Here is a 26,542-nt window from a genome sequence, read left to right as displayed (position 1 = left end):
ATCATGTTCACTCTGTTCCTGACCGGGGTTGCGCGCCCTTCGCAATTGTCTTCACAACCGCTCCAACCTTTCGATCACAACGCCTTGCTCCAAGCCTGCGCACAAGGCCAGCGCAGTGCTTTGCAGCAGCTGTATGAACGCGAATGCCGCTTTCTGATGGGCGTGGCATTGCGCATTGTGCGCGACAACGCCGCGGCTGAAGACGTCTTGCAGGACGCGTTCGTCAACATCTGGAACAAAGCCGCCAGCTTCGACCCGCTTCGCGGCGAAGGCCGGGGCTGGATGTGCAGCATCGTGCGCCATGGCGCGCTGGATGCCGTCCGCTCGAGCGCCCGCACCGTGTCGGTCGAAGAAGAAACCATGGACGCCCTGCTCGAAGCGGGCGACCCGCCCGAAAGCGCCGACATGCTCGATGCCTTTGAACGCCGCTCCACCCTGGGCCGCCTGGACGACTGCATGAGCCGCCTCGATGTGGCCAAGCGCAACTGCGTGCTGTTCGCCTACATCGATGGCTGCACCCACGCCGAGATCGCCGAGCGGCTCAACGCCCCGCTGGGCTCGGTCAAGGCCTGGATACGCCGCGGCGTGGCCTCGCTCAAGGAGTGCATGGCATGAGCCTCGACACCCTGCAACAACTCGCCGCCGACTACGTGCTCGGCACGCTTTCGGCCGCCCAGCGCGCCCGGGTACAAGCCCGCCTGCCGACCGACACCGCCCTGCGCGAAGCCGTTCAAGCATGGGAAGACCGGCTGGCTCCGATCGCCGAGCTGGCCGAACCTGTTGAGCCCGCGGCCAACCTCTGGCAACGCATCGAGCGGTCCCTGCCGCCGGAGCCGGTCCCGGTCGTGAGGCCCCAGGTGCCCAAGCCCGCCTGGTGGGCCGGTTGGTGGAGCAGCCTGGCGTTCTGGCGCTTTGCTGCCGGCGCCAGCTTTGCCGCCGCAGCGGTCATGGCCGTCGCGCCGTTGGCCGGTCTCGTGAGCCCGGTGCAGCCGAAATACATGGTCGTGCTGGTCGCGCCCAACGCCACCGCGCCCGGCTGGGTCATCCAGGCCAGCACCGACAAACGCCTCAAACTCGTGCCCCTGGTGCAAACCGCGGTGCCCGAGCAGCGCGCCCTGCAGTTCTGGACCAAGGCAGACGGCTGGAACGCGCCCGTGTCATTGGGCCTGGTCAAGCCCGGCCAACCTCTGGATGTATCGCTGGAGCAATTGCCCGCAATCCAGGCCAACCAGCTCTTCGAGATCACCCTGGAGCCCGAGACCGGCTCGCCCACCGGTCGTCCTACCGGTCCGGTGCTCTACATCGGCCGTTCGGTCAAAATGATTTGAGGATCGCGGATCCTGGCGACCGTCAGGCCGCCAGGTCCGCCCAAACACCCAAGGAGCAACGCATGACCGCCATCGGCAATTTTTTGTGGTTCATTCTCGGCGGCGTCCTCATGGGGCTGGGCTGGTGGCTGGTTGGCGCGCTGGCCTTCCTCACCATCGTCGGCGCGCCCTGGGGCCGCGCCTGTTTCGTGATCGGCAAATTCGCGTTCTTCCCCTTTGGCCAGGAAGCCATCAGCCGCAAGGAACTGACCCGGCAAGGCGACATCGGCACCAGCCCCTTCGGCACCGTCGGCAACATCATCTGGTTTGTCTTTGCGGGCGTCTGGCTGGCGATAGGCCACGTGATTTCGGCGGTCACGCTCGCACTGACCATCATCGGCATTCCTTTTGCCCTGCAACACCTGAAGCTCGCCGGCATCGCCCTGGCCCCGATCGGCCAGACCATTGTGTCAAAAGAGGTGGCCCAAGCCTCGCGCGCGCACAACGCGCAAGACCGCGTTGCTGCCGGCCGGGCAATCCGCTGAGTCCCGTCTGGCGCGGGCATCACACCCGAGCAAACCGCTCAACAACCGCACACCTTCAAGTTGTAAGCCCCGTCTGACACAGGCGCTTGAGCTTGTCCGACACCACACTGCAACCGCCCTGCATACAGTTGATTCATGCCTTCACCGCAGCCCGAAAGCACTGGTGAAGGGTTTTGATCAACCATTGAAGGAAACCCCCATGAAAAACGCCCGCATCGCCATGCTGGCTCTCTCCATGACCGCCGCAGCCACTGGCTCAGCCCTCGCAAGCGACACGACCGCCAAAACCCGCGAACAGGTGCGGGCTGAGTTCTTTGAAGCGCAACAAGAAGGCACCCTCATCGCCAACAGCGAAACAGGGACGACCTTCCGCCAGATGTACCCCGGTCGCTACCCTGCAGCCACCGCTTCGAACACCACCCGGGCCCAGGTCCGGGCCGAACTGGTTGAAGCGCACCAGCAAGGCACGCAGATCGCCAACGCCCGATCAGGAGCCACCTACCGAGACCTGTACCCGAACCAATACCCAACGGACATGGCATCGACGGTCACCCGCGAGCAAGTGCGCGCAGAGTTGATCCAGGCACAGCGAAACGGCACCTTGATCGCCAACGGTCAATCGGGCGCCACCTACCGTGACCTCTTCCCCAGCCGCTACCCCACGATGAACGATGCAGGCGCGGCCATGCTCGGCCTGGCACCCCTGCCAAACGCAACGCGAATGAACTGATTCGCACACGCCCCACAACCCCTTGAGGCCGATCCAGAGGCTCAAGGGGATTTTTTTCGCCCGCGCGATTGCACGCGCCACGACGCAGACGCACGATCCCGCAACAGCCGACGGGCCAATGCTTGGACCGCTCAGAGCTGGCGCAGTCTTCGAATGCGCAATTCTTCAGCCACAACCGTCAGCGGCGACCAGCCGACCTCCACCCGAAAGCACGCTGGCCTGCCCAAATGGCATCACTTTTTGACGGCATGTTCAAAAAGTTGAATCCAATCGCCAACGGAACGCGTAGTCGGTGTGTCCCCAGCGAAAAGCCAAGCTTCTCGCCAATCATCAACCACCGTCAAAGGAATCACCACCATGAAAACCACACGCATCGCCCTCATCGCCCTCTCCCTCACCGCAGCCGCGGCCGGCAGCACCGCAGCCTTCGCCTCCGACATGAACGGCAAGACCCGCGCCCAGGTGCATGCCGAGTTGCTGCAAGCCCAACGCGATGGCACCCTGATCGCCAACAACATGAACGGCGCAACCTTCCGCGATCTGAATCCCGGCCAATACCCTGCCAGGCAAGCGGCCACCAGCATGACCCGCGCCCAGGTTCAGGCTGAACTGGCAGAAGCCCGCAGCAACGGCACTTTGATTGCCAACAACATGAACGGAGCCACCTACCGCGACCTGCACCCCGGCCTTTACCCCGCCAAGCAAGCCAAAACAACCGTGACCCGTGCCCAAGTGCAAGCCGAATTGGCAGAGGCGCGCCGCAATGGCACCTTGATTGCCAACAACATGAGCGGAGCCACTTACCGCGATCTGTACCCCGGCAACTTCCCAGCCAAGCGTGACAACGAGGCATCGCTGCTGGGTTTGGGTGAGATTTCAACCACCACGCGCTTGAACTGACGCGTTACCTCTCACCGACAAAAACCCCGGGGCTTCGCGATGGCCTCGGGGCCTTTTGCGTGGCACGGCTGAGGGCAGCCATTTTTCAGCCCGTGCTTCGGGCAGCCGGTTCTCCCAAGCGTTCGCGCAACGCAGCCACCTGCTCACGCAACGAAGCGTTTTCCGCCTGCAAGGCAGCCACCTGACCTCGCAACGATGAGAGCTCGTCGACCGAGGCGGATCTGGCGCCATCTGGTCCCTCGGCGGTATCCTCCGTTCCCGCTGATGCTTCGGCGGGTCGACGCCGCGCCTCACGCACCCGCTTGGCCGCCTGCTTGAGTTCGTCTTTTCCCGCGATAACCGCAGCCCTCTGCTCTTCCTCTGGCAACGAAGCCACCGCAGCCGCCGCATTGAGCGACACCGCCCCCGCTTTCAAGGCCTCCACCAGCTCCGGGGCTGCCTGCTTCTGAATCTTCTCGATCTGCACCACCTGGCTGCTGCTCAGACGCGCGGCCTTGGCGATGTCTTCCCGGCTGTGCAAAGGCTTGGCAGCGGACTGGTCAGCAGGCAGCGATTGCGTTGCCTCGCCATCCGGCAACTCCGAAGACTCGGCCGATGCAGCCTGTCCTCGTCGCTCGGCCAGGATCTCGCGTTTGCGCAAGGCCAATACACCGCGCTGAAAGTCAGACACACTGCGGCGCCCAAGGTGCTGGTCGATCATCCAGAGATACACATCTTCCATCGACTGAAAGCGGGTGTTTTGCACCGTCTGAAAGGGCAAGCCATGTTTCTGGCAAATGCCATAGCGGTTGTGCCCATCCACCAGAACGTCGCCCCACAACACCAGCGCATCGCGGCAGCCCTCGGCCAGCAGACTGCGCTCCAACGCAGCGTGCTCGTCGAGCGTCAAGGGATCAATATAGGCTTTCAGCTCGGGGCTGACGGTGATATTCATGACAATCTGTCTCTCGGTATGGAGGGGGCCGGAAATTGTAGTGGCCTCCACAAAACCGGCCCCTATTCGAGCTCTGCGTTGCGGCCCCAGGCAGTTTCGCTTGCTACCACCAAGCCTCTGTTGCAGACAAAGTTGGAACCGCTCAGCAAAAAGCCTCACCTAACAAGGCAAAATGGGGGTTATGCCAAAAATAAAAATGCTCAGCGGCGGTGCCCTTCAGGGGTTGGTCGCCCAACTCCACGACTCGTTCCTCTCAGAGACAGGCTGCGAGGTCGAATACGTGTTCGACGCTGTGGGGACAATCGAAGACGGTTTTACCGACGGCGAAGCGGCCGACCTGGTTGCATTGACCGATGCGCAAATCACGCAGCTGGAGCAAGACGGCCACGTGGTCGCAGGCAGTGCCCGCATTCTGGGCGTGGTCAAAACCGGGGTTGCCGTGCGCAAGGGAGACCAGGTACCCGATATCGGATCCACCGATGCTTTTGAGGCAGCCTTGCTGGCTGCGGAAGGCATCTACATCCCCGATCCCAAACTGTCCACCGCTGGCGCCCACATCCTTCGGGTGCTCAGAAAGCTGGGCATAGACGAAGACGAGCTAAAGACGCGGCTGCACACCTTCCCCAACAGCGAAGACGCGTTGGCCGCGCTGGCCAAAGGCAAAGGCAAAGGCTTGCTGGGCTGCATCCAGACCACCGAAATCCGTTTTGCGCCAGATGTGGTCGTCGCAGGTCTTCTGCCAGGCAAGCTGGGCCTCTCAACCATCTACAGCGTGGCCGTGACCACAAGCTCGAAGAAGCCCGAGCTGGCAACGCAATTCATCAGCAAGCTGATCGGCGCCGACGCTGCACCGCTGCGCGTGGAGATTGGCTTCGAAGCTTGAGTGGCTTGACCCTGCCGGCTGTGTTCAGCCCTGGCAGAGTCCTGTTCGCGCCTGCAGGTTGCGGCGACTGCCCGTGACGCGCAAGGCGCGCAGGTAAACAAGGCATGACGCAAAATCCCTTCCCTGGTGCCGCGCCAGTGGGTGTGTGACACCCGCGCCAAGCTCTGCTCCGACAGAAACGACGCCACCACCACTTCAGCCTGGGCGGGTGATCTCTGCCCCGACTGCAAGAAGGAAGGGCAACTCATGTGAACCTGCCTGCCTGCCTGCTTGCTTGCTTGCTTGCTTGCTTGCGCAGCGTTGGGGGGCGGGTCCTCAACACCCAAGAGGCGTCCGCCATGACAAAACTCCAGCGGGTTGCAATTGGCGAGACAAGGTGAGACCCGTGGTTACGCCGTCTCAAACCATGGCCCCATCGCCGCGCCCCTCTTCTCAAGCAGCACGGGCACCAGAGCCCGCTCAGTGGTCAAAGCCTTTGCCGTACCCACGCTGGCTTGCGTGCAAGCGCTTCAACGCCTGATCGACGATGGGGTAGCAAGGGGTCAACACTGGCGCAGGGTGTTTTCTTCGCCCCCATCCGTTTCAAAGACAGCACCCGACCAGACGTTCTGCTCACAGCATCCCACCCGCCCGCCTGGCGTTTCGTGGTGCTTTCTCGCATCTGAACCGGTCTGCCTCGCTGTATGAAACCCAGCGACGGCTTGTAGCGCCTTCTTACAAAAAAGACGCCCGAGCCGATGCAATTTCCCCTGCCTTGGGGAAGCCATTTTTCATAGGGATACCTACACTGATTTGACCACTTCAAGCACAGGAGCTCGTCATGATCAACACCTTTTACAGAACCGCTCTCAAGGCCTATGTATCGGTGGATGCTGCGAAGAAAACGCGGCACCTGCGGCACAGTCAGGAATACTGGCTAAGCGAAGACAACGTGCCACGCATCTCGGCGCAGGTCTACCTGAACGAATGGGCTGACGCGTTGCAGATCCCGAAGGCACAGCTGAACAACCTGAACAAGAAGGTGTCTTTCCTGGACCCGCGCGAGCAGGAAGTCGAATACCACCTCATCGAAGAAAAACATCTGTTCGACTCCACCACGATCGGCTACCACCAAACCTACCTCAACACCCCGGTGTGGCGCAAAGGGCTCTCGGTCAAGATCAAGAAAAATCCCAACCGGGTGGTCGGCTCCACCAACAACAGCGAAGACAACCTGCAAGGCAAGCTGCCCGATCAAAAACTGATCGATCGCTATGCAGCCATTTTTCGCCAGACCGCCGCACGCAAAGCGCTGCTCGCCGCAGGTTTTGAGAACATTGGCGAGAGCGCTGAGGCCGAGACATCCGAGATCGTTCGCAAGATCATCAATGCACCTGCGGCACCCGCCAAGAGCAAAGGCGCAAAGGCTGTCGCCGACAACGCCCCACAACTGCTCAGCGGAAAATTTTTCATCTACAAGTACGACCCGCGCAAGCGCTACGCTGGCAAGCCGTCTCCCATATCTGACCAGAAAGACCCCATGCCGGGTGAGGCGAGCGAAATTCCTTTGCTCGATATCCCGCCGGTCAACGACAAGATCAAGCCCGAGCGGGCATATCTCGTGGGCGAAATGATCTTCAGGCAGGGCCGTGCTGGCTCAGGCCTGGTCTGGCTGATTCTGGTCGAAATCGAAACGGCCTCTATCCTCTATATCGAGTGCATGACCTGCGGTGTCAACGGCCTGGTGTTCAAGCGCGATCCGATCAACTCAAGCGGCGATCTCACGGTGACGGCCAACCAACCCAACTCCGTTCTCGACGATCACGATTTCGATGAACTGCTGCCCGATCTCGACCCACCTTCAGGCGGTACTCAGAGCCTGCGCGGCCTGTACGTTTCGATCGAAGAACAGGATGCTCCCAATATCGCGGCACCCACGGTGGCTGCGGGCACCGACTTCGATTTCAATCCACGCACCAACGACTTTGCTGCTGTCAACGCCTACTACCATCAGACGCAGCTCTTTCGCACCATCGCCGATCTGGGCTTTGTGGTCGAAGACTATTTCGACGGCACCACATTCCCGATCCCGGTGGATCACCGCGCCAGCTTTGGCACAGCCGATGGCGTGGAGATCAACGCATTCTGGTCGCCCAATGGCAGCGGTGGCACAAGCTTTATGGGCTACTGCCTCTGTGATCTGAGTGACACGGCCAACCCGCTTGGGCGCTCAGTGGACCCCTACGTGCACTGGCACGAAATGGGAGGCCATGGCGCGCTGGGTGACCACGTGGGCAGCGGCAACCTGGGGTTCGCTCACAGCCACGGCGACGGCCTGGCGGCCATTCAGAACGACCCCGAATCGGCATTGCGCACCGTGCCCGACCGATTTGACTACGCACCCTTCCACCCCACAATCACACGACGCTTTGACCGGGCGGTCAGCGACTGGGCCTGGGGCGGCTCCAACGACGACGGTCGTTACCGCAGCGAAGAAATCCTGGCCACCTGCCACTTCCGCATCTACCGCTCAGTGGGCGGCGACGCCGACAGCCTGGGGCGCCGACAGTTCGCCTCCCGCCTGACCACTTACCTGATTCTGCGCACCACGGCCAACCTGACCGCCGCCACCAACCCCAACGACCCTGAGGTGTGGTGCGAAGAAATGCAAGACACCGACCTTGAAAACTGGACCAGCGAAGGTCTCTCGGGCGGCGCCTACAACAAGGTGATTCGCTGGGCCTTCGAGAAGCAAGGCAGCTACCAGCCCGCCGGTGCGCCAGCGCTCGTGACCACGGAGGGCGCTCCGCCACTCGTTGACATCTATATTGACGATGGTCGTGCCGGTGAGTACCAGTACCAACACGTCCACTGGCGCAACCAGTCGATGTGGAACCGCAACGCAGCCGACGGGTTGACAGGCCACCAGAACGCCATCGACGACCAGACCAACTACATGTATGGCAAGGTGAAAAACCGCGGGGCGAACACCGCGACCAACGTGACCGTGCGTGCCTATCACTCGCTGCCTGGCGCAGGCCTCACCTGGCCGACCGACTTCGTTGAAATGAATCCGGTGGGCGGTTTGTCCATCGCCAGCCTCGCTGGCAACAATACCGCTGAGGTCACCGTGGGCCCCTTTGAATGGGAGCCCAATATCAACGCCTACGGCCACGACTGCGTGCTGATGATCGCTTCGGTGGCAGGAGACCCCAGCAACGTCGACAACTTCACGGCCACCGAGACCGTACAGGAGTGGCGCCTGGTGCCGCACGACAACAACGTGGGCCAGCGCAATGTGAGTGTGTTGCCTGGCGAAAGCGGGGGAGAGACCTTGATGGCCTCGCTGAACGGCGCCTTCTTCATGGCGGGCAACAACCTGAACAAGCGGGCCAAGATGGTTTTGCAGGCGAGCCTGCCGGCGGTGCTCGAAGCCAAAGGCTGGAAGCTCAAATTCACCGACATTCCCACCAACGGGTTCTCCCTCAACGCAGGAGAGAAACGCAAGGTGCACATGGAACTGCAACCCGGTTCCGAGTTCACCAAGGCCGATATCCTGGGCGCGACCGATCGACTGATTTCGGTGGATGTGCTGGCCAACGGCATCCTGATGGGCGGCATGAGCTACTACATCGACCCCAACCTCAAGACGGTATCCGGCGGCAAGCAGCCCGGCCGGAAAGACTGCGCCGGCGCTGCGCAAGACCTGCTTGACTGTCTGAAGATAGGTGATGGCACGAAGGTGAAGAAGGTCTGTGTCAAAAAGGTGTCGGTCGATATCGAACTCGACAACGGCTGTGGTTGCGACTGACTTTTGATGGCACGCACATGGCCACCAACTTCCACCTCGCACCACCGGTCAAGACCGTCGATGGGCTGCTCGCTGCGCCCATCGACATCTCGGCCATCAACGCGGTGTTCAGCTTCAACGCAACGACGCAAACGGCGCTGGCCGATGCCACCATCACCTATGAGCTCGGGCCAAACGCTGGCAACCCCATCTTCGACCTGCGCCAGTCCCCTTCGGCGGCCTGGCTCGACGGCGCGGTGTTCCCGGTCGCGCAGTTGGCTCATCACGCCTTCGGCACGGCCGGTTTCACCGACCTGCGGGTAATCGAGAGCGTACAAGCCGCCGGCAGTGTGCACACCCTGCGTGTGCAGTACCCGTTGGCCGTGCCCAACTCGCAACTGGGTGGCAGCTACCTGCCTGCGCTTGACTGGCTGGCGGGACCCCGGTTGCGCTTCGTATTGGGCTTGTCGGATCTCAACCGCGCGCGCTATGCCGAAGCCTGGCTACCGGCCAATCTGGTCTTTGACCAGTTCGCGATCAGCCTTGAGATCAGCCTCACCGGTACGGTGGCGGCAAACCAGGTGATCACCAACGGCACAGTCACCGTGCTCGGCAGCAACCATTGGCACGTCGCCTTTCCGGCGCATTTCACGGCGCTGTCACCCATGCTGGAGATTCGCGCCGCCGACACCTTGCTGCACCAGAGCGGCAACACGGTGCTGCCCGTCTCGGGCACCAACCTCACCATAGACACCTGGGCCCCAAGCAGCAGCAGCGTGAACCTCTCCACGCAGATCACAAACATCGCCACACTGCTGGCCGACAACGAAAGCCACTACGGCGGATATGCCCACGGCAATCGCTTCACCGCCTTCTTCAACGGCTCAGGCGGCATGGAGTACGAAGGTGGCACCACCACCTCGGTCGGCGCCTTGCCCCATGAAGCATTCCACAGCTGGTACGCGCGGGGTATCAAACCGGCATCGCAGGCCGATGGCTGGTGGGACGAAGGCTGGACCAGTTTCCACGACAGCGGTGCCGACGATGCCCTGGCGTTCGACTTCGGCGATGCACCCGTGTTGCTCTGCTCACGCGACCCATGGCAGCGCCACACCACCGGCAACGCCTACAGCGACGGTTCGCGCTTCTGGCAGGGCATGGCAGCGCTACTGGGTGTGGCCCCTTTGAACAGCCTCATGGCTCAGCTCTACCAGACCTACAAAGGTCAGCCCGTCTCCACGCAGATGATCGAAGAGTTCCTCCTTTGTCACAGCGGCAACACGGGCGTGGTCGATGCTTTTCATCGTTTCGTCTATGGCCTGAGCGACGGCACCAGCCCCCCAGACCTGTGGCTGCGCGACGATCCCGGCCACCTGGGCGCCGATTTCTGGGCCGGCACATTCTGGAACTCACCCGACCTGTGGATACGCACCCAGGATGATGGCGGAACCACCCACCAATCACCCGAATACGGGCAAGACAACTGGTTCCACGCACGGGTGCGCAACCGGTCCACCACCGGTTCGGCGCAACACTTCATGGTGAGCTTTCATGCCCGCGGGTTCGCAGGCACCCAGTTCTCTTTCCCCGACGACTTCCTGCCTTGCATGGCGGCACGCGCCGAGTTCGACCTCGCCCCTGGCGCCAGCCGCATTGTCAAGGCTCGCTGGCCGAACCACCTTGTGCCACCGGCTGGCACACACACCTGCCTGCTTGCATCCGTGCTCACCCGCGGCGACCCGCCACCCGGGGGGACCCATGTGTGGGAGCACAACAACCTGGCCCAAAAAAACCTCACGGTGGTCGACCTGGTGCTCGGTGAGTTCATGATTCTTCCGGTCGTTCTCAACAACCGCATTCAGCGCCTGGTCGGCGGTTTCGATCTCGAGGTATGGCGACCCGAAAGTTCGTCCGAACTTGAGATCAGCTTGCTGCAGCGAGACAAAGGCTTCTTCGGCCGCACCGCACAAAAAAAGCTGAAACCTTTCCACCCCGAGGTCTTCAGGCCTACAGCAACCAGACATGGCATTGAGCTCGAATGCGGCGGCCATATCGGCCTGGGCCTCAACAGCAATGGCCAGATGCTGGGTTCGCACACACCCGACCTGGTGGGTCAGCGCTTCGGCGACTCCTGGCAACTGGCGCTGCCTGTTTCGGCCAAAACGATCACACCCATCGAACTCCCGGCATTCAGCCAGCGCAATGCAGGCATGTTGGTACAGGCCCACCCAGAGGCCAAGCCCGGCTCTGTGCACACCATTCATCTGGTGCAACGCCACCGAAAGAGCGGCCGCATTGTGGGTGGTGTGGCGCTTGAGGTCCGTGTGGTGAAGGAACGTCCATGAAATTTTTCCACACACGCGCCATCGCCTCGGTGGCCTTGTTTCTGTCGTTGCTGCAAGGCTGTGCCACTGGCAAGCAGGGCGGCGCATTCGAGCAACCCGTGGGCCCAGCCATCGCCAATGTGGCGCTGACCTTCGTCAAGGAGGACGGCAGCGCCAGTTTCGGCACCACCACGAACGCCAGCGGCCGCTACCGCATCTCGCTCGCAGCCGGGCGCTACTACGCGCTGGCGAGCCACCCAGGCTACGAAGACTACAGCAGCGCGCCGGGCTTCTTTGTGGTCAACCCCAACACCATGGGCGTCGGCAACTTTTTTCTGCGTCCACCGCAGGTGACCACCGTTTTGATCGTGCGCCATGGCGAAAAACTGAATCCGAACTCCAATGCGTCGACCGAGCCGCTGAGCACGGCAGGCCAGGCGCGCGCGCAAGCGTTGCGCGAGGCTCTGTTGCGTTCGGGCCTGACGGCGATTTATGCCACCAGCGCCACGCGCACACGCGACACCGTTGCCCCGCTGGCAGCCGCTTTTCGCCTGCCCACACAGCTGTACAGTTCGCCCGCAGCCCTGGCTTCCGAAGTGCTCGCCCAGCATGCCGGTGACGTGGTGCTGGTCGCTGCCCACAGCAACACCATGGCGACGGTCGCCAATGCCTTCGGTGCCGCTTTGCCCACCGCATCCATCGCCGACTTTGACAACCTGTACGTCGTGAGCGTGGCTGGCGGCACCACCAGCGCAATGAACCTGCAATATGCGGCCGACAGCGCTCCGGATGTCAGCAAGAATGACCGCCACGCGATGACGCTGTTGCTGGTTGGAACGAACGCTTCGGCCGGCGGTGCGTTGCCGCAAGCGTTGCTGCACGCCGCACGCAAGGCGGGCGTATCAAGCATCTATGCCAGTGCGGCAACCAACCCGTTGGTGACCCCGTTGGCCAACACGCTCGGGCTTGAGGTGACGGGCTTTAACGCGGCCGACATGACCGGTTTCAGCAGCCAACTGATCGCCTCGCACCCGCAAGACACCTTGGTGGTGGCCGCATCGAATGACGAGTTGCGTGATTTGGTCCGCCAGCTGGGCGCGAAGCCTTTCCCGGTGATTTACGACCGCGATCTGGACCACCTGATCGTGGTCACCCGATTTGCTTCGGGCGCCATGCGTGTGCTGCCGCTGAGATTCTGATGGGGCGCCACGTTCTGCCAAACGATCCATCTATTGCGCACGCGTCCCAACTTCGCTGAAGAACGCTGACCCTTGGGCATCGAGCTTTCGATCAATCATTGAAGCCGGCTGGTATCCATGCCCCTTGAGCAACTGCGCTGTGTAACTCGCCACCTCAGACAGGCGGCGATTCATGGGGCACACAAGGCTTATTGAAACCGGTGGTTTTCGAGGATGTTTTTGACCGCATGGATGGCATGCGACGGGCCCGCCAATGAACAGCAACCTTCAATGAAAATCCCGGCTCCCCGTGGCCAGCCTTCCCAATAAGGGCGTGAGATCTTCCAGGTGTCCGGCGATCAGGTTGCCCACATCCCCTTCGCGCTGCCACACGCCGCGCACGGCCAATAACCGCGCACCCAGCAACGCCTGCTGAAAGCGTTCTCGCAAGGCGCGCCAGATGATCACCTGCACGGTGCCGGTTTCGTCTTCCAGGGTGACGAAGACCACGCCGTGCGCCGTGCCAGGCTGCTGGCGCACGGTGACGATGCCGCAGGTGCGCACCGGGCGGCCGTTGGGGCAGGCCATCAGTTCTTCTGCGGCTTGCAAGCGGCGCTTGGTCAGTTGCGGGCGCAGCAGCGCCAGCGGGTGGCGGCGAAGGGTGAGGCCGAGGCTGGCGTAGTCCCACACGATGGCTTCGCCTTCGGGCGCTTCTTTCAGGGCCAGCCAGTCTTCGTCCACAGGCGCATCTTTGAGCAGGATGGGTGCGCTTTTTAAGGCGGCTGCATCCCACACCTGTTGGCGGCGGTGGCCGCTCAGGGATTGCAGGGCGTCGGCGGCGGCGAGTTGCTTCATGTCGCCTTGCTCAAGGCTTGCTCTTCTCGCTAGGTCGTCCGCGCTATCAAAAGGCCGCTCGCGACGCGCGGCCATGATGCGCTGGATGGCTTCGCTTTTGAGGCCACTGACCATGCGCAGGCCGAGGCGCACGGCGAACACTTGCGGGCGATCTTCGCAAACGATCCGTTCGGGCTGTGTTTGGCCTGTCCTGAGCTGGTCGAAGGATTGAAGCCTTTGTGCAAATCCTGGCTTGTGTGTAGGCCCTTCGACAGGCTCAGGGTGAGCGGAATTGAGGGAGCGCGAGTGATGGAGTCCAGCGTCTTCTTCGAAGGCATCCGCTTCAAAAACCTCCTCCAGCGTGCAATCTTCATCGCTCACCATCACATCCACTCGCCTCACTTCCACGCCATGCCGCTTCGCGTCTTGCACCAACTGGCTGGGCGTGTAGAACCCCAGCGGCTGGCTGTTGAGCATGGCGGCGAGGAACTCGGCGGGGTGGTGGTGTTTGATCCAGCAGCTGGCGTAAACCAGCAAAGCAAAACTCGCCGCATGGCTTTCGGGGAAGCCGTAACTGGAGAAGCCTTTGACCTGCTCGAACACGGCTTTGGCAAATTCGGGCTCGTAACCGCGCTCGGTCATGCCGTCGATCAGGCGCCGCTCGTATTTGCCCAGGCCACCTTTGCGTTTCCAGGCGGCCATGGCGCGGCGCAGACCATCGGCCTCACCGGGCGTGAAGCCGGCCGCGATGATGGCGATCTGCATGCATTGCTCCTGGAACACGGGCACGCCCAGCGTGCGCTCCAGCGCGGCGTCGAGCGCCTTGGGGTAGGTGATGGGCTCTTTGCCCTGGCGGCGGTTGAGGTAGGGGTGCACCGCGCCGCCTTGAATAGGCCCGGGGCGCACCAGCGCCACCTCGATCACCAGGTCGTAAAAGCAGCGCGGGCGCAGGCGCGGCAGCATGCTCATTTGCGCACGGCTCTCGATCTGGAACACGCCCACGGTGTCGGCGGCGCAGATCATGTCGTAGGTGGCCTCGTCTTCGGCCGGGATGTCCTGCATCTGGAACACATAACCTTTGCGCGCGCTGATGAAATCCAGCGACTTGCGCAGCGCGGTCAACATGCCCAGCGCCAGCACGTCCACCTTCAACAGGCCCATGGCGTCGAGATCGTCTTTGTCCCACTCGATCACGGTGCGGTCGGCCATGCTGGCGTTTTCAATCGGCACCAGACGCGAGAGTGGCCCGCGCGTGAGAACGAAACCACCGGTGTGTTGCGAGAGGTGGCGCGGAAAACCCATGAGCTGGGCGGAGAGGCGAATGAGCTGGCGCACGGCGAGGTCATCGGGATTGAGGCCCACTTCGATCAGGCGCTCAACGGCGATGGTTTTGCCGTCCCACCACCAATGGCCTTTGGCCAGCGCGCTGAGCGTGCTCTCCTCAAAACCCAGCGCCTTGCCCACATCGCGGATGGTGCTGCGAGGCTGGTAGCTGATGACGGCAGCGGTGAGCGCGGCGCGCTCGCGGCCGTATTTGCGGTACAGGTACTGGATGACTTCTTCGCGCCGTTCGTGTTCAAAGTCGACATCGATGTCGGGCGGCTCGTTGCGCTCTTTGGAGATGAAGCGCTCGAACAACACCGAGGTGCGCGCGGGGTCAACCTCGGTGATGCCCAGGCAATAACAGACCACGCTGTTGGCCGCCGAGCCGCGCCCCTGGCACAGGATGCCTTGCGAGCGGGCGAAGGCCACGATGTCGTACACGGTCAAAAAATAGTGTTCGTAGTTCAGCTCGGTGATCAGCGCCAGCTCGTATTCGATCTGATCGTGCGCCTTGGCCGAGATGCCCGCCGGCCAGCGCCAGCCCGCGCCTTCGTAGGCGATGCGCCGCAAGTAGCTGGCGGGTGTTTCGCCCTCGGGCACCACTTCGCCGGGGTATTGGTAGCTCAGCTCGTCAAGCGAAAAATCGCAGCGCTCGGCCACACGCAGCGTCTCGCGCATCAGGTCGTCCGGGTAGATCTGGGCCAGCGCCAGGCGCGAGCGCAGGCGCTGCTCGGCGTTGGGCTCCAGCGCGTAGCCACACTCGGTGAGCGGCTTGCCCACGCGCGTGGCGGTGAGCACGTCTTGCAGCGGTTTGCGCGAGCGCAGGTGCATGTGCACATCGCCCACGGCCACCAGCGGCACCGCCGTGAGCGCGCTGCTCTGGCGCAACTGGTGCAACAGCATTTCGTCGTCGAGTTTGCGCAGCTGCTCCGCGCCCAGCCAGCAGCGGCCGGTGAACTGCGCCAGCAGCCAGCGGGCCGTTTCATCCATCTGAGCTTGTGTACTCGCGCGGTCGGGCACGGCGATCACCAGGCAGTCGACGAGCTTTTTCGGATCGATCCCGCCGAGGTCCAACCGGTAAGTACCCTTGGCGGCACTGCGGCGCAGGCGCGTGATGAACTCGCACAGGTTGCCATAGCCGTTGAGGTTGGTCGCGATCACCACCAGCGTGAACGGGTGCGAGCATTGCACCTTGAACTGGCTGCCCACCAGCAGCTTCAACCCCTGCTCTTTCGCCGCCACATGCGCACGCACGATGCCGGCCAGCGAGCACTCGTCGGTCAACGCCAAGGCCGTGTAGTCCAGCGCCTTGGCCCGCTCCACCAGTTCCTCAGGGCGGCTCGCGCCGCGCAGGAAGCTGAAGTTGGAGAGACACCGCAGCTCGGCGTAGGGCGGGATGCCAAGGGGTTGTGGCGTCATGGGAAGTCACCAGGGTCGGCGGCCCCTTTGGGAGACGGATGAAATGGACGCTCAGCGGAAAGACAACCCAGTCGAACAGCGAGGAAGTTCAACCCAGGGCACCGCCGGGCCGGCTTTGCCGGACGGCCAGTGCCGCCCCCTCGGGGGGTCGCGCGAAGCGCGGCAGGGGGGAGCCGGGCCTGCCGCCGGGCCGCCCCAAGGCTGGCCCAGCCCCCTTGGGGGGCAGGGACCCGCGCAGCGGCGGAGCGTGGGGGCGTATTCATCAAGCGAAGTGCCCGTGCAGATACCAAGCCGGCGCTTCGTCCAGCCGCGTCTGAAACACCCACAACACGCCCGCCAATGCCGACAACGCCACCCAATAATCCCGCGCCACATGGCGCGTGGTTTCTTCAACCTGTTCACCAGAATCCGAAGAAGCCACCCGGTCCCACCAGCCGCCCTCCACCCGCTGCGGCCCGGCGAGCAATTGCAGTTCGCCCTGGTAAATCGGACGGTTGCCCCGCATGGCCAGGCGCAAGGGCAGCGGCAAGACAAACGTGGGCTGTGGCAGCTCCGGCCCGGGAACGGGTTTTTTGGGCAACGCCAAAGGCGCAGCTTGCCAGCGGCACATCCATTCTTGCCGGTGATCTTCGGTCAACACCGGGCGCAACACCCGCTCCGGCCCCAGCCGCGCAGCCAGCCGCTCCAACACCAGGTGCAGCGTTTCGCCCTGGTGCACGGCGTTGTCGGGCAACAGCGAAGCGCTGGATTCGGTGAGCCGGTGCACCGTATCGGCCGTGAGCCTCAGGTCGCCCACGGGCGCGGCCAGTTCCACCTTGGCCAGGTGCTCGGCCAGCAGGCGGCAGAGGTGCTCCACATCGCGCATGGGTTCGGCCGTGCCCACCGTCAACTGCCCACCCTCGCCCGCTTCGCGTGAGCGCATCACATCGTGCGACCAATGCAGGGTGAACGCAGTGACCCCGCTGTGGCGCGCCGCCAGCCAGCCGCACATTTGCAGCAGCAAACGCCGTGCACCGAACAACAAGGCCGACGCATCGTCCACGCGAAACACCAGCTCCAGCCGCGCTTCAAACGTTTCGGGCAGATTGACCCATGTATGCCCCTCGGGCGCCAGCCCGTAAGCCTGGTCCAGCGCATGCAACAGCGTTTTGTCAAAGCGCCTGGCGATGCCGCCACGCGGCAAGGCACGCACATCGCCCAGCGTGCGGCAGCCGATGTGGGCCAGCGTGAGCGCATGGGGCCGCACCGCACTCAGCACCATCATGGGCAACGCATCGAGCAGGGCATCGAGCCCACGCAAACCGTTTTCCCGCCCCGCCCGCGCCAACGCCAGCGCCGCCAGACTGTTGGGCGCCCAGGCCAGCTGGCCCACACCCAGTTCCTGGCCCTCGCCCCACACCCGGTCGCGCAGCGCCCGCCGCCCGCCAAACAGGCGCACGCTGCCCGCCACCTCCATCAGCACCGCATCGTCGGCAAGGGCCACCCGGGGCGTGAATTGCAACGCCCAGATCGCCACCGCCTGCAACGTGGCGGGCTCAATGGGGGACGGTGCGGTGTCGCTCGGCGGAGGCAATAACAGGAGTGCGGACCAGAGCATGCTCGGCCTCACGGTCAATAACCAAAACACGCGCAGGATCGCGCGGCAAGTCGCGTGGTCTCAACGCGCTGGGCAGCCGCAGGCGTGGCGTGAGAATGCTTTGCAAACCCGCGGGCACGCTGGGCAGGCGCAGCGTGGCATCCAGCGGCGGGCCCTTGCGCTTGAACACGTCAACGAGCAATTCCCAGTCCAGCCCGGTGCGCGCCAGCAGCCGCAGCGGCGCAGCCGACGACTCCTGCGCCGCGCTCGCCGGGCGGCAAACCAGCACCGGCGCCTCACAGCCCGCCGCCAACACCTGCAAGCGCCGAATCTGCTCAGCCCGCACCTGCGGCAACCAGGCGATCAGCGCGCCGCAAGCGTTGGCCTTGATCAGTTGCTCGGCGCTCCAGAGCCGCTCGGCCGGCGTTTCGGCCTGGATCCAGACCAGTTGCTTGTCGCTCAAACCCACCAGCCGCAACCCCGGCACATGGGGTTGCCGCGGCGGCCCCAGCAGGACCACCGAGCGCCCGGCGGCGCACACGTCGCGCAACAAGCTGCCCAGCAAGCGCCACTCCAAAGAGCCGCTGTGGGCCGTCAGAATTTCGGTGAGGCTGTGGCCCGGCCAACCGCCACCGGGCAAAACCGCATCGAGCGCCTCAAACCCGCTGGGATAAACGCGGGCCACCGCGCTGCCCAGCTGATCGCCACGCCACAACGCCGCAGACACAGCAGCCGGCAACGCGCTGGGCACGAAGCTGGCGTGGCTGTTGACGCAGAGGGCAGAAGACCCGGCCGATGGCAGGGCATCGGCCAGCAAAGTGGCGGCGGGAGACATGGGGGTGAAGACGTGGAGGGATCAAAAGGAAGGTTTTAAATACTGTTGATACGTACAGTATTCTAAATCCCGAATTCTGTCCAGCCCTCGCTGCACACCAGGGCACTCAACTCAACTTTTGGGCAGCCGCTGCACGTTCACACCACCGCGTTTCAACGCCTTCACCGTGTTGACGGGCGTTCCAGCGGGCACCACCACCCTGCTCGCCGCAGCCAAAGGCGCCACCACAAAAGCCGATGCGGCCAGCAGCTTTTCGGTGGAGGCCAGCACCACCGTCTCGGCCGCACGCTGGTGCAAACAGCGTTTGACGGCGGCTTCTTCGGCGTCGCCCGTGCTCAAGCCCGCATCCGGGTGCACCCCGGTCACCCCCATGAAATACACATCGGCACGCAACTGCGCCGCCGCCTCCATCACCGACGCGCCGACGTTGACCATCGAATGGCGGAACAGGCGCCCGCCCAGCACGATGATCTCGATATGCGGATGCTCAGCCAGCGCGACCGCCACATTCGGGCTGTGCGTCACGATGGTGGCGCGCAGCTCGGGGCTGAGGTGCCGGGCCACCTGCAACGCGGTGGTGCCGCCGTCCAGAATCACCAATTGGCCTGATTGAATCATCGCCGCCCCAGCGCGCCCCAACGCCACTTTTTCATCGGTGAACAGCTGCGACCGAACCTGCAAATCCCCCACCGCCGCCGACGCAGGCAACGCACCACCATGCACCCGCTGCAACTGGCCTGCCTGGGCCAACTCCCGCAGATCGCGGCGAACCGTGTCCTCTGAAACTGCCCACTCCAGCGCCAGGTCTTTGGCCACCAAATGGCCCTCGCTTGCGAGGCGTTGCAGCAGGATTTTTTTCCGTTGAGAGGTCAGCATAAGAAGGCATCAGAACATGAATGGGCCGAAGAAACGCGCGAGCCACTCAATGTGTTGAGCAGCTCATTTTCCTATTCGCATTTTTGCACGTTTATGCATGAACTTGCACGATTTTGAATTTTGATTCACAGTCACACCTTCGATCAACCACCACACCATCCGCCCATGCCACACTCATCGCTCTCAAGCGTGCAACCCCTGCTGGTGCTCATCTGCGGCCCCTACCTTTCTGGCACCCAGGGCGACCCGGCGCTGATCGCCGCCAACCGTGAGCGTCTGGAAAGCTGGGCTTTGCCCATCTACGAGCGCGGCCACCTGCCCTTGGTGGGCGAATGGATGGCCTTGCCCATCATTCATGCGGCCGGCGGCCGGGCGCCCGGTGACGCTGTCTTCAACGCCTACCAATATCCCGTGGCCCACCGGCTGCTGGCCCGCTGCGATGCCGTTCTGCGCATACCCGGCGCATCGCGCGGCGCCGATCTGGACGTCGCCCGTGCACAGGAACTGGGTCTGACGGTGTTCACCGATATCGGGCAACTGCCGCGCCTCACGCCCGCAACGGACAGCACACAACCATGACGAACAGCGCCTGCCCACAGCTCCCCGGCCGATTGCGCAACCTGCAAGAACAGGTGTTGTCCAACGACTGGTTCGTCCTCAAGAAAACCTGCTTCGATTTCCAGCGCAGCGATGGCAGCTGGCAACACCAATGCCGCGAAACCTATGACCGCGGCAACGGAGCCGTGCTCCTGCCCTACAACCGCGCCCACGGCACGGTGTTGCTGACGCGCCAGTTCCGGTTTCCCGCCTATGTCAACGGCTGCCCGGACGGCATGCTGATCGAAGCCTGCGCCGGCCTGCTCGATGGCGACGACCCTGCCCGCGCCATCCAGCGAGAAACGGAAGAAGAACTTGGCTTGCGCATTCGCGCGCCAGAGAAGGTCTTCGACGCCTACATGAGCCCGGGATCGGTGACAGAAAAACTGCACTTTTTTGTTGCCGAATATGAAGCCGCTGACCGCGTGTCAGCGGGCGGAGGGAAAGCGGCCGAGGGGGAAGACATCGAAGTCATCGAACTGCCGCTGAAGCAGGCCATGGAATGGGTTGCCGGTGGCCGCATTCAAGACGGAAAAACCATCATGCTGCTGCAATGGCTGCTTCTGTCGAAGACATGCTTGCCGTGATCCGGGCAGCGCCACCGGAGCAGCAACCGGCCAAGGCGCAGCGAGCGCGCTGAACAACCGCACTATCCCCAACGGCGCACCACCGCGTCCAGCCCTTTCACCAACGCCGGCATCTGCTCCACAGGCACCTGGGCATAGCCCAGCAGCAAACCGCGCCAGGGTTGCACACGCTTGCCGATGGCCTGCTCGCTCAGCGCCGGGGCCACGATGCCCCGGGCTTGCAGCGCCCGGCTTATCCCGGCGTCGTCGGCACGCGGGTTGCGCAGGCGCAGCGCCAGATGCATGCCAGCTGAGCCACCGTATACATCGGCCACATCGCCCAGTTGGCGCTCCAGCGCAGCCACCAGCGCATCGCGCCGCTGCCGGTACAAGCGGCGCATGCGCCGCAAATGCACACTGAACTGACCGCTTTGCATGAATTCGGCCAGCGCCAGCTGGTCGGCCGCACGCCCCCTTGGCGTGGTGCGCGCCAGCAGGGCACTGAGCGGAGACATCAAGGCGGCTGGCACCACCATGAATCCGATGCGCAGCGCCGGAAACATGGTTTTGCTGAAGGTGCCCAGGTACACCACCGGCGCATCCGGCGCCAGCCCTTGCATGCAAGCCAGCGGCGGCCCTTCGTGGCGAAACTCGCTGTCGTAATCGTCTTCGATGATGAGCGCTGAGGCGGCACGCGCCTGCTCGATCAGGGCCAGGCGCCGCGTCAGGCTCAACACGCTGCCCGTGGGGTATTGGTGCGAAGGGGTCACGTAAATGAGCTTGGGTGGGTGGCGTTGCCAGTCGCTGGCTGTCGGGGCAATGCCCTCGCTGTCCACCACCATGCCCATGGGCTTGAGTTGCGCAGCCTTGAAAGCCGATAGCGCGCCCTGGTAGCCCGGACTCTCGACCCACGCCTTGTCGCCCGCATCGGCAAAAACCCGCGCGCACAGGTCCAAGCTGCTCTGCGTGCCATCGGTGATGATGACCTGGCTGCTGTCGAGCAGCGCGCCGCGGGCCACACGCAGGTGGTTGGCAATGGCCTCGCGCAAGACGGGCTCGCCGGTGGGCGCGGCGTAGTTGAGCTGCTCGGTGCGCAGGCTTCGCCACGCGCGGTCCAGCAAACGACGCCACAGCGTGACCGGGAACTCCTCCAGTGCGGGCACACCTGGCGCAAACGGAACCGGTGTTTCGGGCGCCTCGCGTGTGGGCACCGCCATTGCGCGACGCGACAAACCCACCCGCAAGGGCAAGGCATTGCGCGCCAAAGGCGCAGCGGCCAACGCTGCCACCTCGGCCACCACCGTGCCGCGCCGGTCGGGTAACACAAACCCCTCCGTGGCGAGCTGGTCGTAGGCGTATAGCACCGTGTTGCGAGCCAGGCCCAACTCCTGCGCCAGTGTGCGGCTGGCGGGCAAGCGGGTACCGGCCGCCAACGTGCCGTTGCAAATCGCGCCGCGCAAGCATTCGTGCAACTGCCGCTGACGTGACCCGACCGAAGCCCCTTTCGCATCGCCAAAGCGGTTGAACAACAGCGCGTAGTCCATGAGTTCGTGGTTCTAAAAAATACCCATTATGTGGATCTTTTAAAGGATCCATTGAAGTTCTACATTCGACATCTCTGATTTGAACCCGTCCCCATCCCCACCCATGAGCAAACCCACAGCCCCCAGCAACCGCACCCGCATCCGCCGCATTGCCGAGAACGCCCACTACGATCCCACCACCCTGCATGCCATCCTCGATGCGGCCTATGTGTGCCACGTGGCCTTTGCCGACGACAAGGGCACCCACTGCATTCCCACCGCCTGCTGGCGCGAGGGCGAATACCTCTACATCCACGGTTCCAACGGCGGACGCCTGATCAAGCTACTGGCCAAGGGCACACAAGCCTGCGTCACCGTGACCCATATCGACGGCCTGGTGCTCGCCCGCTCGGCCTTCAGCCACTCCATGAACTACCGCTCTGCCATGGTCTACGGCATCTTTGAAAAAGTGGCCGACAAAGCGGGCTCCCTCAACACGTTCATGCGCCACCTGGCCCCAGGCCGCGAACACCAGGCACGCCCCGGCAACCCCAAGGAAATGGCGGCCACCACCGTCATGCGCATCGCACTGAATGAAGCCGCGTGCAAAGTGCGCACCGGGGGTCCCCGGGACGACGATGACGACATGCAGCACCCCGTGTGGGCCGGCGTGCTGCCGCTTGTGCAACTACGCAGGGCGCCGGTGGTCGACCCTGCATGCACCCACCCGGCGCCCGACTACGTGCGCACTTGGCAAAACTGAAGTCTTGCGGGGCCGTTCGCCCCACCGGGGGCAACGACCGACAATTGCGACAGCGTTTTCAGTTGCACTGCACAATGCCCGGTACCGACCGGCTTTTTCGGCCATACCCAAACCCTGCACATGTCCGCCAGCCCCAAACCTACCCGCACCACATCCGCATCCAAGCCCACCAAACGGCACATCGACCTCGCCCTGCAAGGCGGTGGCTCGCACGGCGCCTTCACCTGGGGCGTGCTGGACCGTTTGCTGGAAGAAGAGTGGCTGGAGATTGCGGGTATCAGCGGCACCAGCGCGGGCGCCATGAACGCCGTGGCGCTGGCCGCTGGCCTCATGGAAGGTGGGCGCGAAGGCGCTCGGGCCTGTTTGCGCCGCTTCTGGCAAAGCGTGGCCGAGAGCTCGCCTTTTCACCACCTGGAATCCAACCCGGTGGGTGCGCTGCTGGGTCCCGGCAACCCATGGATGCAAGCCCTCATGGCGCCGTTCCAGCAATACGCGCAGTTTGTGGGCAGCCAGCTTTCACCCTACCAGCTCAATCCGCTCAACCTCAACCCGCTGCGGAAGATTCTGGAAGACACGGTGGATTTCGAACGTGTGCGCCATTGCGACCGCACCCACCTGTTCATTGCTGCCACCCATGTCGCCACCGGCGAACTGCGCATTTTTCGGCAAGACCAGCTCACCGCCGACATGGTGCTCGCCTCGGCTTGTCTGCCCCTGATGTTCCAGGCCGTGGAGGTGAATGGCGAAGCCTATTGGGACGGCGGCTACGCCGGCAACCCGGCGCTCATGCCGCTGATCAGCGAAACCGACGCCGATGACTTGCTTCTGGTGCAGATCAACCCGAGCCACCGCGGCGACCTGCCCACCAGCGCGGCCGACATTCTCGATCGCGCCAGCGAGGTCACCTTCAACGCCAGCTTGCTCAAAGAGCTGCGTACCATTGGTCTGCTCAAAGAAGTGCTGCGCGAGGCCAACCGGCCCGACAGCGCATACAGCCGCCCGTTGTTCAAGCGGGTGGACGACCTGCGCCTGCACCGGCTCGACGCCGATGACGAGCTTTCCCAGTTCAACGCTTCGAGCAAAACCCAGACCGGCTGGGCCTTTCTCGAACAACTGCATGACCTGGGCCGCAAAGCCGCCAACAACTGGCTCAAAGAAAACAGCAAACACCTCGGCAAGCGGTCCACCTACGCACTGCCCGACGCGCTCACGCGCTGACTTTGCGCTTGCTCGACGGCGCTTCGCTCAGATCGCCTGGAGGCCCTGCTTCGTCAGGCGCTTTGCTCTGGCGCGTGAACAAATCGCCTCTTCACCCCTGTTGTGAGACATCCTGCTCCGCAAGCGCATCGGGCGCATCGGGCAAAGTGAAATAGATCGCGGCACCCTGGCCAACCTTGCCCTCGGCACGCACCGTGCCGCCGTGGCGCTGCACCAGCCGGTGCACACTTGCCAGCCCCACGCCCGTGCCCTCGAACTCGTGGTGCGCATGCAGCCGCTTGAACGGCTGAAACAGCTGATCCACAAAGGCCATGTCAAAGCCCGCGCCGTTATCGCGCACGCAAAACTCTGTCATGCCGTGCGCCTGTCCCACCTTCTCGAAAGAAATTTCGGCCTGCGCCGCCTGACCTGAGTACTTCCAGGCGTTGCCCAGCAGGTTCTGCAACACCACGCGCATCAACACCGGGTCGGCCCATGCCCACAGAGCCGGTTCGATGCTCCACACCACCTTGCGTTGCGGATCCTCTCGCTCAACGTCTTGCGCCACCGCCTGCGCCAGTTCGCTCAGGCTCACCCACTGCAGATTCACCACCGCCCGGCTCTGGTGCGCCATGGTCAACAAATCGGAAATCAACAGGCCCATGCGGCGCGCAGCATCCTGAATACGGCGCAAATGGGCGCGCCCGTCAGGCGACAGTTTGTCGCTCTCCTCTTCCAGCAAGCTGGCGAAACCGTGGATACTGCGCAGCGGCGTGCGCAGATCGTGGGAAACGCTGTAGGAGAAGGCCTCCAGCTCATTGTTGAGCGCGGCCAGCTCCCGGGTGCGTTCTTCCACGCGCACCTCCAGCTTTTCGTTCATTTCTTTCAACGCCAGTTGGGCCACCCGAACCTCGGTGATGTCTTGCACCGCGCCCCGGTTGCGCACAGCCACCCCGTTTTCACCTTCGAAAACACACTGAGCGCGCACATGTTTCACGCGGCCATCGCCCATGACAATCCGGTGCACGATATCCATGGCCCCAAAAGCCTGCGCGGCCTCCCCCATCGCGGCCACCAAACGCTGCCGGTCGTCAGGATGCACCCTTTCCAGGAAAGCCTCGACGCTCAGGCCATGGGCATCTGGAGCGTTGCCAAAAATGCGGTGCAGCTCCTCAGACCACACGTTTACACCCGTGCGCATGTCCAGCGACCAATGCCCCAGCTTGGCCATGCCCTGCGCGCCCTTGAGCAGTTGCTCGCTTTCGTGCATGGCCCGGGCACTGCGCCCGTCGCGCCAGAGCAGCCAGGTCACCGCCAGACCACCCAACAGCAGCACAGCCGACAAGGTGCCGGTGAGCCACCGCGATCGGTTCGAGGCATCCACCACTGGCGCCAGCACCGACGACTCCGACAACCCCACCACGATCAGCGCCCCGCTGCCTGGCAAACGGTGCCAGCCGAACACGCGGGGCAATTGATCGACCGCGCTGTTTTGCCAGTAAGACCCCGAGGCCGCTGCCCCCTCTTGCATGAAGGGCCGGTCTGGGGGCACGGATTTCCCCATCGCAGCGCCGTAGTCAACGCTGCGCGCCAAGAGCTTCCCATTGGCGTTGGCCAGAACCAGAACATCCTCCTTGTCCAACGCCAGACGTCCCATCCGCTGCCCCATGCGCTCCGAAGACACCAGCAGGTAAATAGCCCCTGCAAACTGTCCATTGCGGTACAGCGGCCGTCCCAACGGAATCAGCCACTCCCCATCAAAATTCGCCCGGACCGGAGCACCGATCACCAGGTGGTCTGGTCCCGATTGCAGGGCCAGGAAATGTGTCCGATCCCCGATGTCCAGGCCCACACCCACACCCCGGCTGTTGTACGTCACCAGCCCATCTGCACTGACCAGGCTCAGGTACGACACCAGACCATCCGGCAAAAAATCCAGGGTGTTTTTATGCAAGCCATGATCGTCCGATTGGCCATCAGGCAAGGTCTCTCTGAGATCCAGCAGGGCATGGTCCATCAGTGCCAACTCTGCGCCCACCTGCCCCGCCATGGCATCCGCCAGCTGCACGCTGCTATGCGCTGCACGCGCGAGCACCTGAGTGCGCAATTCGTCTTGCGAGCGTTGATTCAGGCCCCACAGCATGGTCAGAGCCGCCACCGTGAACAGCAGCACCACAGCCGAGCGCCAATTCGAGTTGAGAAGCACGATGTCGGGTCCAGCGGTAGACACCGCTTCTTTATTGGCAAAGACTCCGTTGTACCCCATCGCCTCCAACCCTAGGGCCAGATCAACCAAAGTGCAATCCCTGTTTTCCTCAGATCGGTTTCACAACGCCCCAAGGAGAAACAATCGGTCGGCTGGGCCGCCCAGCGACAGAAATCGGCCAACGGGTCGGGTTCAATTGGAGCCACCGTGCGATGTCTCCTCCCGCCCGGCAGCACAAGTCCACCAAGTTGGCCCCG

Annotated in this window: 20 protein-coding genes; 13 read left to right on the top strand and 7 right to left on the bottom strand. The window is 63.3% G+C overall.

Annotated features, from left to right (window positions below):
* The first annotated feature begins 3 nt into the window (after positions 1-3).
* From LPB072_RS06500 to LPB072_RS06480, 5 genes are all read left to right on the top strand, one after another.
* Positions 4-615: a sigma-70 family RNA polymerase sigma factor gene (locus tag LPB072_RS06500; protein WP_082877034.1), complete on the top strand. Its 612-nt coding sequence runs from the start codon at positions 4-6 to the stop codon at positions 613-615.
* The gene (locus LPB072_RS06495) at positions 612-1,328 is read left to right on the top strand and encodes an anti-sigma factor (protein ID WP_066092958.1); all 717 of its coding nucleotides are present in this window, start codon (positions 612-614) and stop codon (positions 1,326-1,328) included. Before LPB072_RS06500 ends, LPB072_RS06495 begins: the two co-directional genes overlap by 4 nt.
* A 62-nt stretch (positions 1,329-1,390) precedes the next feature.
* On the top strand, positions 1,391-1,852 hold the full coding sequence (locus LPB072_RS06490; RefSeq protein WP_066093601.1) for a YccF domain-containing protein: 462 nt from the start codon (positions 1,391-1,393) through the stop codon (positions 1,850-1,852).
* Between the two features lie 199 nt (positions 1,853-2,051).
* A complete protein-coding gene (locus LPB072_RS06485) occupies positions 2,052-2,582 on the top strand; it encodes a DUF4148 domain-containing protein (protein ID WP_157559243.1) in 531 nt (176 codons plus the stop codon).
* 357 nt (positions 2,583-2,939) lie between these two features.
* Positions 2,940-3,482: a DUF4148 domain-containing protein gene (locus LPB072_RS06480; protein ID WP_157559242.1), complete on the top strand. Its 543-nt coding sequence runs from the start codon at positions 2,940-2,942 to the stop codon at positions 3,480-3,482.
* Between the two features lie 85 nt (positions 3,483-3,567).
* On the opposite strand, the gene LPB072_RS06475 is transcribed toward LPB072_RS06480, so the two are convergent.
* The gene (locus LPB072_RS06475) at positions 3,568-4,416 is read right to left on the bottom strand and encodes a plasmid replication/partition related protein (protein ID WP_066092944.1); all 849 of its coding nucleotides are present in this window, start codon (positions 4,414-4,416) and stop codon (positions 3,568-3,570) included.
* A 181-nt stretch (positions 4,417-4,597) separates the two neighbouring features.
* Between LPB072_RS06475 and LPB072_RS06470 the strand changes: the two genes are divergently transcribed.
* From LPB072_RS06470 to LPB072_RS06455, 4 genes are all read left to right on the top strand, one after another.
* Positions 4,598-5,299, top strand: a complete 702-nt coding sequence (locus tag LPB072_RS06470; protein ID WP_066092941.1) for a molybdate ABC transporter substrate-binding protein — start codon at positions 4,598-4,600, stop codon at positions 5,297-5,299.
* An 820-nt stretch (positions 5,300-6,119) separates the two neighbouring features.
* A complete protein-coding gene (locus LPB072_RS06465) occupies positions 6,120-9,089 on the top strand; it encodes a hypothetical protein (protein ID WP_066092938.1) in 2,970 nt (989 codons plus the stop codon).
* 17 nt (positions 9,090-9,106) lie between these two features.
* Entirely contained in the window at positions 9,107-11,413 is a 2,307-nt protein-coding gene (locus tag LPB072_RS06460) for a gluzincin family metallopeptidase (protein ID WP_066092935.1), read from the top strand.
* Positions 11,410-12,591, top strand: coding sequence for a histidine phosphatase family protein (locus LPB072_RS06455; protein WP_066092932.1), 1,182 nt, complete (start codon positions 11,410-11,412; stop codon positions 12,589-12,591). Before LPB072_RS06460 ends, LPB072_RS06455 begins: the two co-directional genes overlap by 4 nt.
* Before the next feature lie 267 nt (positions 12,592-12,858).
* Here the strand turns inward: LPB072_RS06455 and LPB072_RS06450 are convergent, their stop codons facing one another.
* The 4 genes from LPB072_RS06450 to LPB072_RS06435 form a co-directional block, all read right to left on the bottom strand.
* A complete protein-coding gene (locus LPB072_RS06450) occupies positions 12,859-16,146 on the bottom strand; it encodes an error-prone DNA polymerase (protein ID WP_082877032.1) in 3,288 nt (1,095 codons plus the stop codon).
* Between the two features lie 262 nt (positions 16,147-16,408).
* Positions 16,409-17,743: a Y-family DNA polymerase gene (locus LPB072_RS06445; protein WP_066092929.1), complete on the bottom strand. Its 1,335-nt coding sequence runs from the start codon at positions 17,741-17,743 to the stop codon at positions 16,409-16,411.
* Positions 17,682-18,557: a translesion DNA synthesis-associated protein ImuA gene (gene imuA, locus LPB072_RS06440; RefSeq protein WP_066092926.1), complete on the bottom strand. Its 876-nt coding sequence runs from the start codon at positions 18,555-18,557 to the stop codon at positions 17,682-17,684. Before imuA ends, LPB072_RS06445 begins: the two co-directional genes overlap by 62 nt.
* A 111-nt stretch (positions 18,558-18,668) precedes the next feature.
* On the bottom strand, positions 18,669-19,433 hold the full coding sequence (locus LPB072_RS06435; RefSeq protein WP_066092923.1) for a DeoR/GlpR family DNA-binding transcription regulator: 765 nt from the start codon (positions 19,431-19,433) through the stop codon (positions 18,669-18,671).
* A 165-nt stretch (positions 19,434-19,598) separates the two neighbouring features.
* Here LPB072_RS06435 and LPB072_RS06430 point away from each other — a divergent pair, with 165 nt between their 5' ends.
* Both LPB072_RS06430 and LPB072_RS06425 read left to right on the top strand, forming a co-directional pair.
* Entirely contained in the window at positions 19,599-20,012 is a 414-nt protein-coding gene (locus tag LPB072_RS06430; protein WP_407927787.1) for a DUF4406 domain-containing protein, read from the top strand.
* Positions 20,009-20,617: an NUDIX domain-containing protein gene (locus tag LPB072_RS06425; RefSeq protein WP_066092920.1), complete on the top strand. Its 609-nt coding sequence runs from the start codon at positions 20,009-20,011 to the stop codon at positions 20,615-20,617. Before LPB072_RS06430 ends, LPB072_RS06425 begins: the two co-directional genes overlap by 4 nt.
* A 62-nt stretch (positions 20,618-20,679) precedes the next feature.
* Here LPB072_RS06425 and pdxR read toward each other — a convergent pair whose 3' ends face one another.
* Positions 20,680-22,140: a MocR-like pyridoxine biosynthesis transcription factor PdxR gene (pdxR, locus tag LPB072_RS06420; protein ID WP_066092917.1), complete on the bottom strand. Its 1,461-nt coding sequence runs from the start codon at positions 22,138-22,140 to the stop codon at positions 20,680-20,682.
* 103 nt (positions 22,141-22,243) lie between these two features.
* Between pdxR and LPB072_RS06415 the strand changes: the two genes are divergently transcribed.
* Positions 22,244-22,882, top strand: coding sequence for a pyridoxamine 5'-phosphate oxidase family protein (locus tag LPB072_RS06415; RefSeq protein ID WP_066092914.1), 639 nt, complete (start codon positions 22,244-22,246; stop codon positions 22,880-22,882).
* Positions 22,883-23,002: 120 nt separating this feature from the next.
* A complete protein-coding gene (locus LPB072_RS06410) occupies positions 23,003-24,100 on the top strand; it encodes a patatin-like phospholipase family protein (RefSeq protein WP_066092912.1) in 1,098 nt (365 codons plus the stop codon).
* A 91-nt stretch (positions 24,101-24,191) separates the two neighbouring features.
* On the opposite strand, the gene LPB072_RS06405 is transcribed toward LPB072_RS06410, so the two are convergent.
* Entirely contained in the window at positions 24,192-26,309 is a 2,118-nt protein-coding gene (locus tag LPB072_RS06405) for a sensor histidine kinase (protein WP_197508916.1), read from the bottom strand.
* Positions 26,310-26,542: the final 233 nt, after the last annotated feature.

Source organism: Hydrogenophaga crassostreae, from assembly GCF_001761385.1.
In the GTDB taxonomy this organism is placed as follows: Bacteria; Pseudomonadota; Gammaproteobacteria; order Burkholderiales; family Burkholderiaceae_C; genus Hydrogenophaga; species Hydrogenophaga crassostreae.
This window is presented reverse-complemented; position numbering and strand designations above follow the sequence as displayed.

Excerpts from the sequence above, each read along its gene's own strand:
- LPB072_RS06490 (WP_066093601.1), top strand. The coding sequence starts at position 1,391 with ATGACCGCCATCGGCAATTTTTTGTGGTTCATTCTCGGCGGCGTCCTC.
- pdxR (WP_066092917.1), bottom strand. The coding sequence starts at position 22,140 with ATGGACTACGCGCTGTTGTTCAACCGCTTTGGCGATGCGAAAGGGGCT.
- LPB072_RS06430 (WP_407927787.1), top strand. The coding sequence starts at position 19,599 with ATGCCACACTCATCGCTCTCAAGCGTGCAACCCCTGCTGGTGCTCATC.
- LPB072_RS06475 (WP_066092944.1), bottom strand. The coding sequence starts at position 4,416 with ATGAATATCACCGTCAGCCCCGAGCTGAAAGCCTATATTGATCCCTTG.
- LPB072_RS06425 (WP_066092920.1), top strand. The coding sequence starts at position 20,009 with ATGACGAACAGCGCCTGCCCACAGCTCCCCGGCCGATTGCGCAACCTG.
- LPB072_RS06435 (WP_066092923.1), bottom strand. The coding sequence starts at position 19,433 with ATGCTGACCTCTCAACGGAAAAAAATCCTGCTGCAACGCCTCGCAAGC.
- imuA (WP_066092926.1), bottom strand. The coding sequence starts at position 18,557 with ATGTCTCCCGCCGCCACTTTGCTGGCCGATGCCCTGCCATCGGCCGGG.
- LPB072_RS06500 (WP_082877034.1), top strand. The coding sequence starts at position 4 with ATGTTCACTCTGTTCCTGACCGGGGTTGCGCGCCCTTCGCAATTGTCT.
- LPB072_RS06445 (WP_066092929.1), bottom strand. The coding sequence starts at position 17,743 with ATGCTCTGGTCCGCACTCCTGTTATTGCCTCCGCCGAGCGACACCGCA.
- LPB072_RS06480 (WP_157559242.1), top strand. The coding sequence starts at position 2,940 with ATGAAAACCACACGCATCGCCCTCATCGCCCTCTCCCTCACCGCAGCC.
- LPB072_RS06450 (WP_082877032.1), bottom strand. The coding sequence starts at position 16,146 with ATGACGCCACAACCCCTTGGCATCCCGCCCTACGCCGAGCTGCGGTGT.
- LPB072_RS06470 (WP_066092941.1), top strand. The coding sequence starts at position 4,598 with ATGCCAAAAATAAAAATGCTCAGCGGCGGTGCCCTTCAGGGGTTGGTC.
- LPB072_RS06410 (WP_066092912.1), top strand. The coding sequence starts at position 23,003 with ATGTCCGCCAGCCCCAAACCTACCCGCACCACATCCGCATCCAAGCCC.
- LPB072_RS06465 (WP_066092938.1), top strand. The coding sequence starts at position 6,120 with ATGATCAACACCTTTTACAGAACCGCTCTCAAGGCCTATGTATCGGTG.
- LPB072_RS06460 (WP_066092935.1), top strand. The coding sequence starts at position 9,107 with ATGGCCACCAACTTCCACCTCGCACCACCGGTCAAGACCGTCGATGGG.
- LPB072_RS06415 (WP_066092914.1), top strand. The coding sequence starts at position 22,244 with ATGAGCAAACCCACAGCCCCCAGCAACCGCACCCGCATCCGCCGCATT.
- LPB072_RS06495 (WP_066092958.1), top strand. The coding sequence starts at position 612 with ATGAGCCTCGACACCCTGCAACAACTCGCCGCCGACTACGTGCTCGGC.
- LPB072_RS06485 (WP_157559243.1), top strand. The coding sequence starts at position 2,052 with ATGAAAAACGCCCGCATCGCCATGCTGGCTCTCTCCATGACCGCCGCA.
- LPB072_RS06455 (WP_066092932.1), top strand. The coding sequence starts at position 11,410 with ATGAAATTTTTCCACACACGCGCCATCGCCTCGGTGGCCTTGTTTCTG.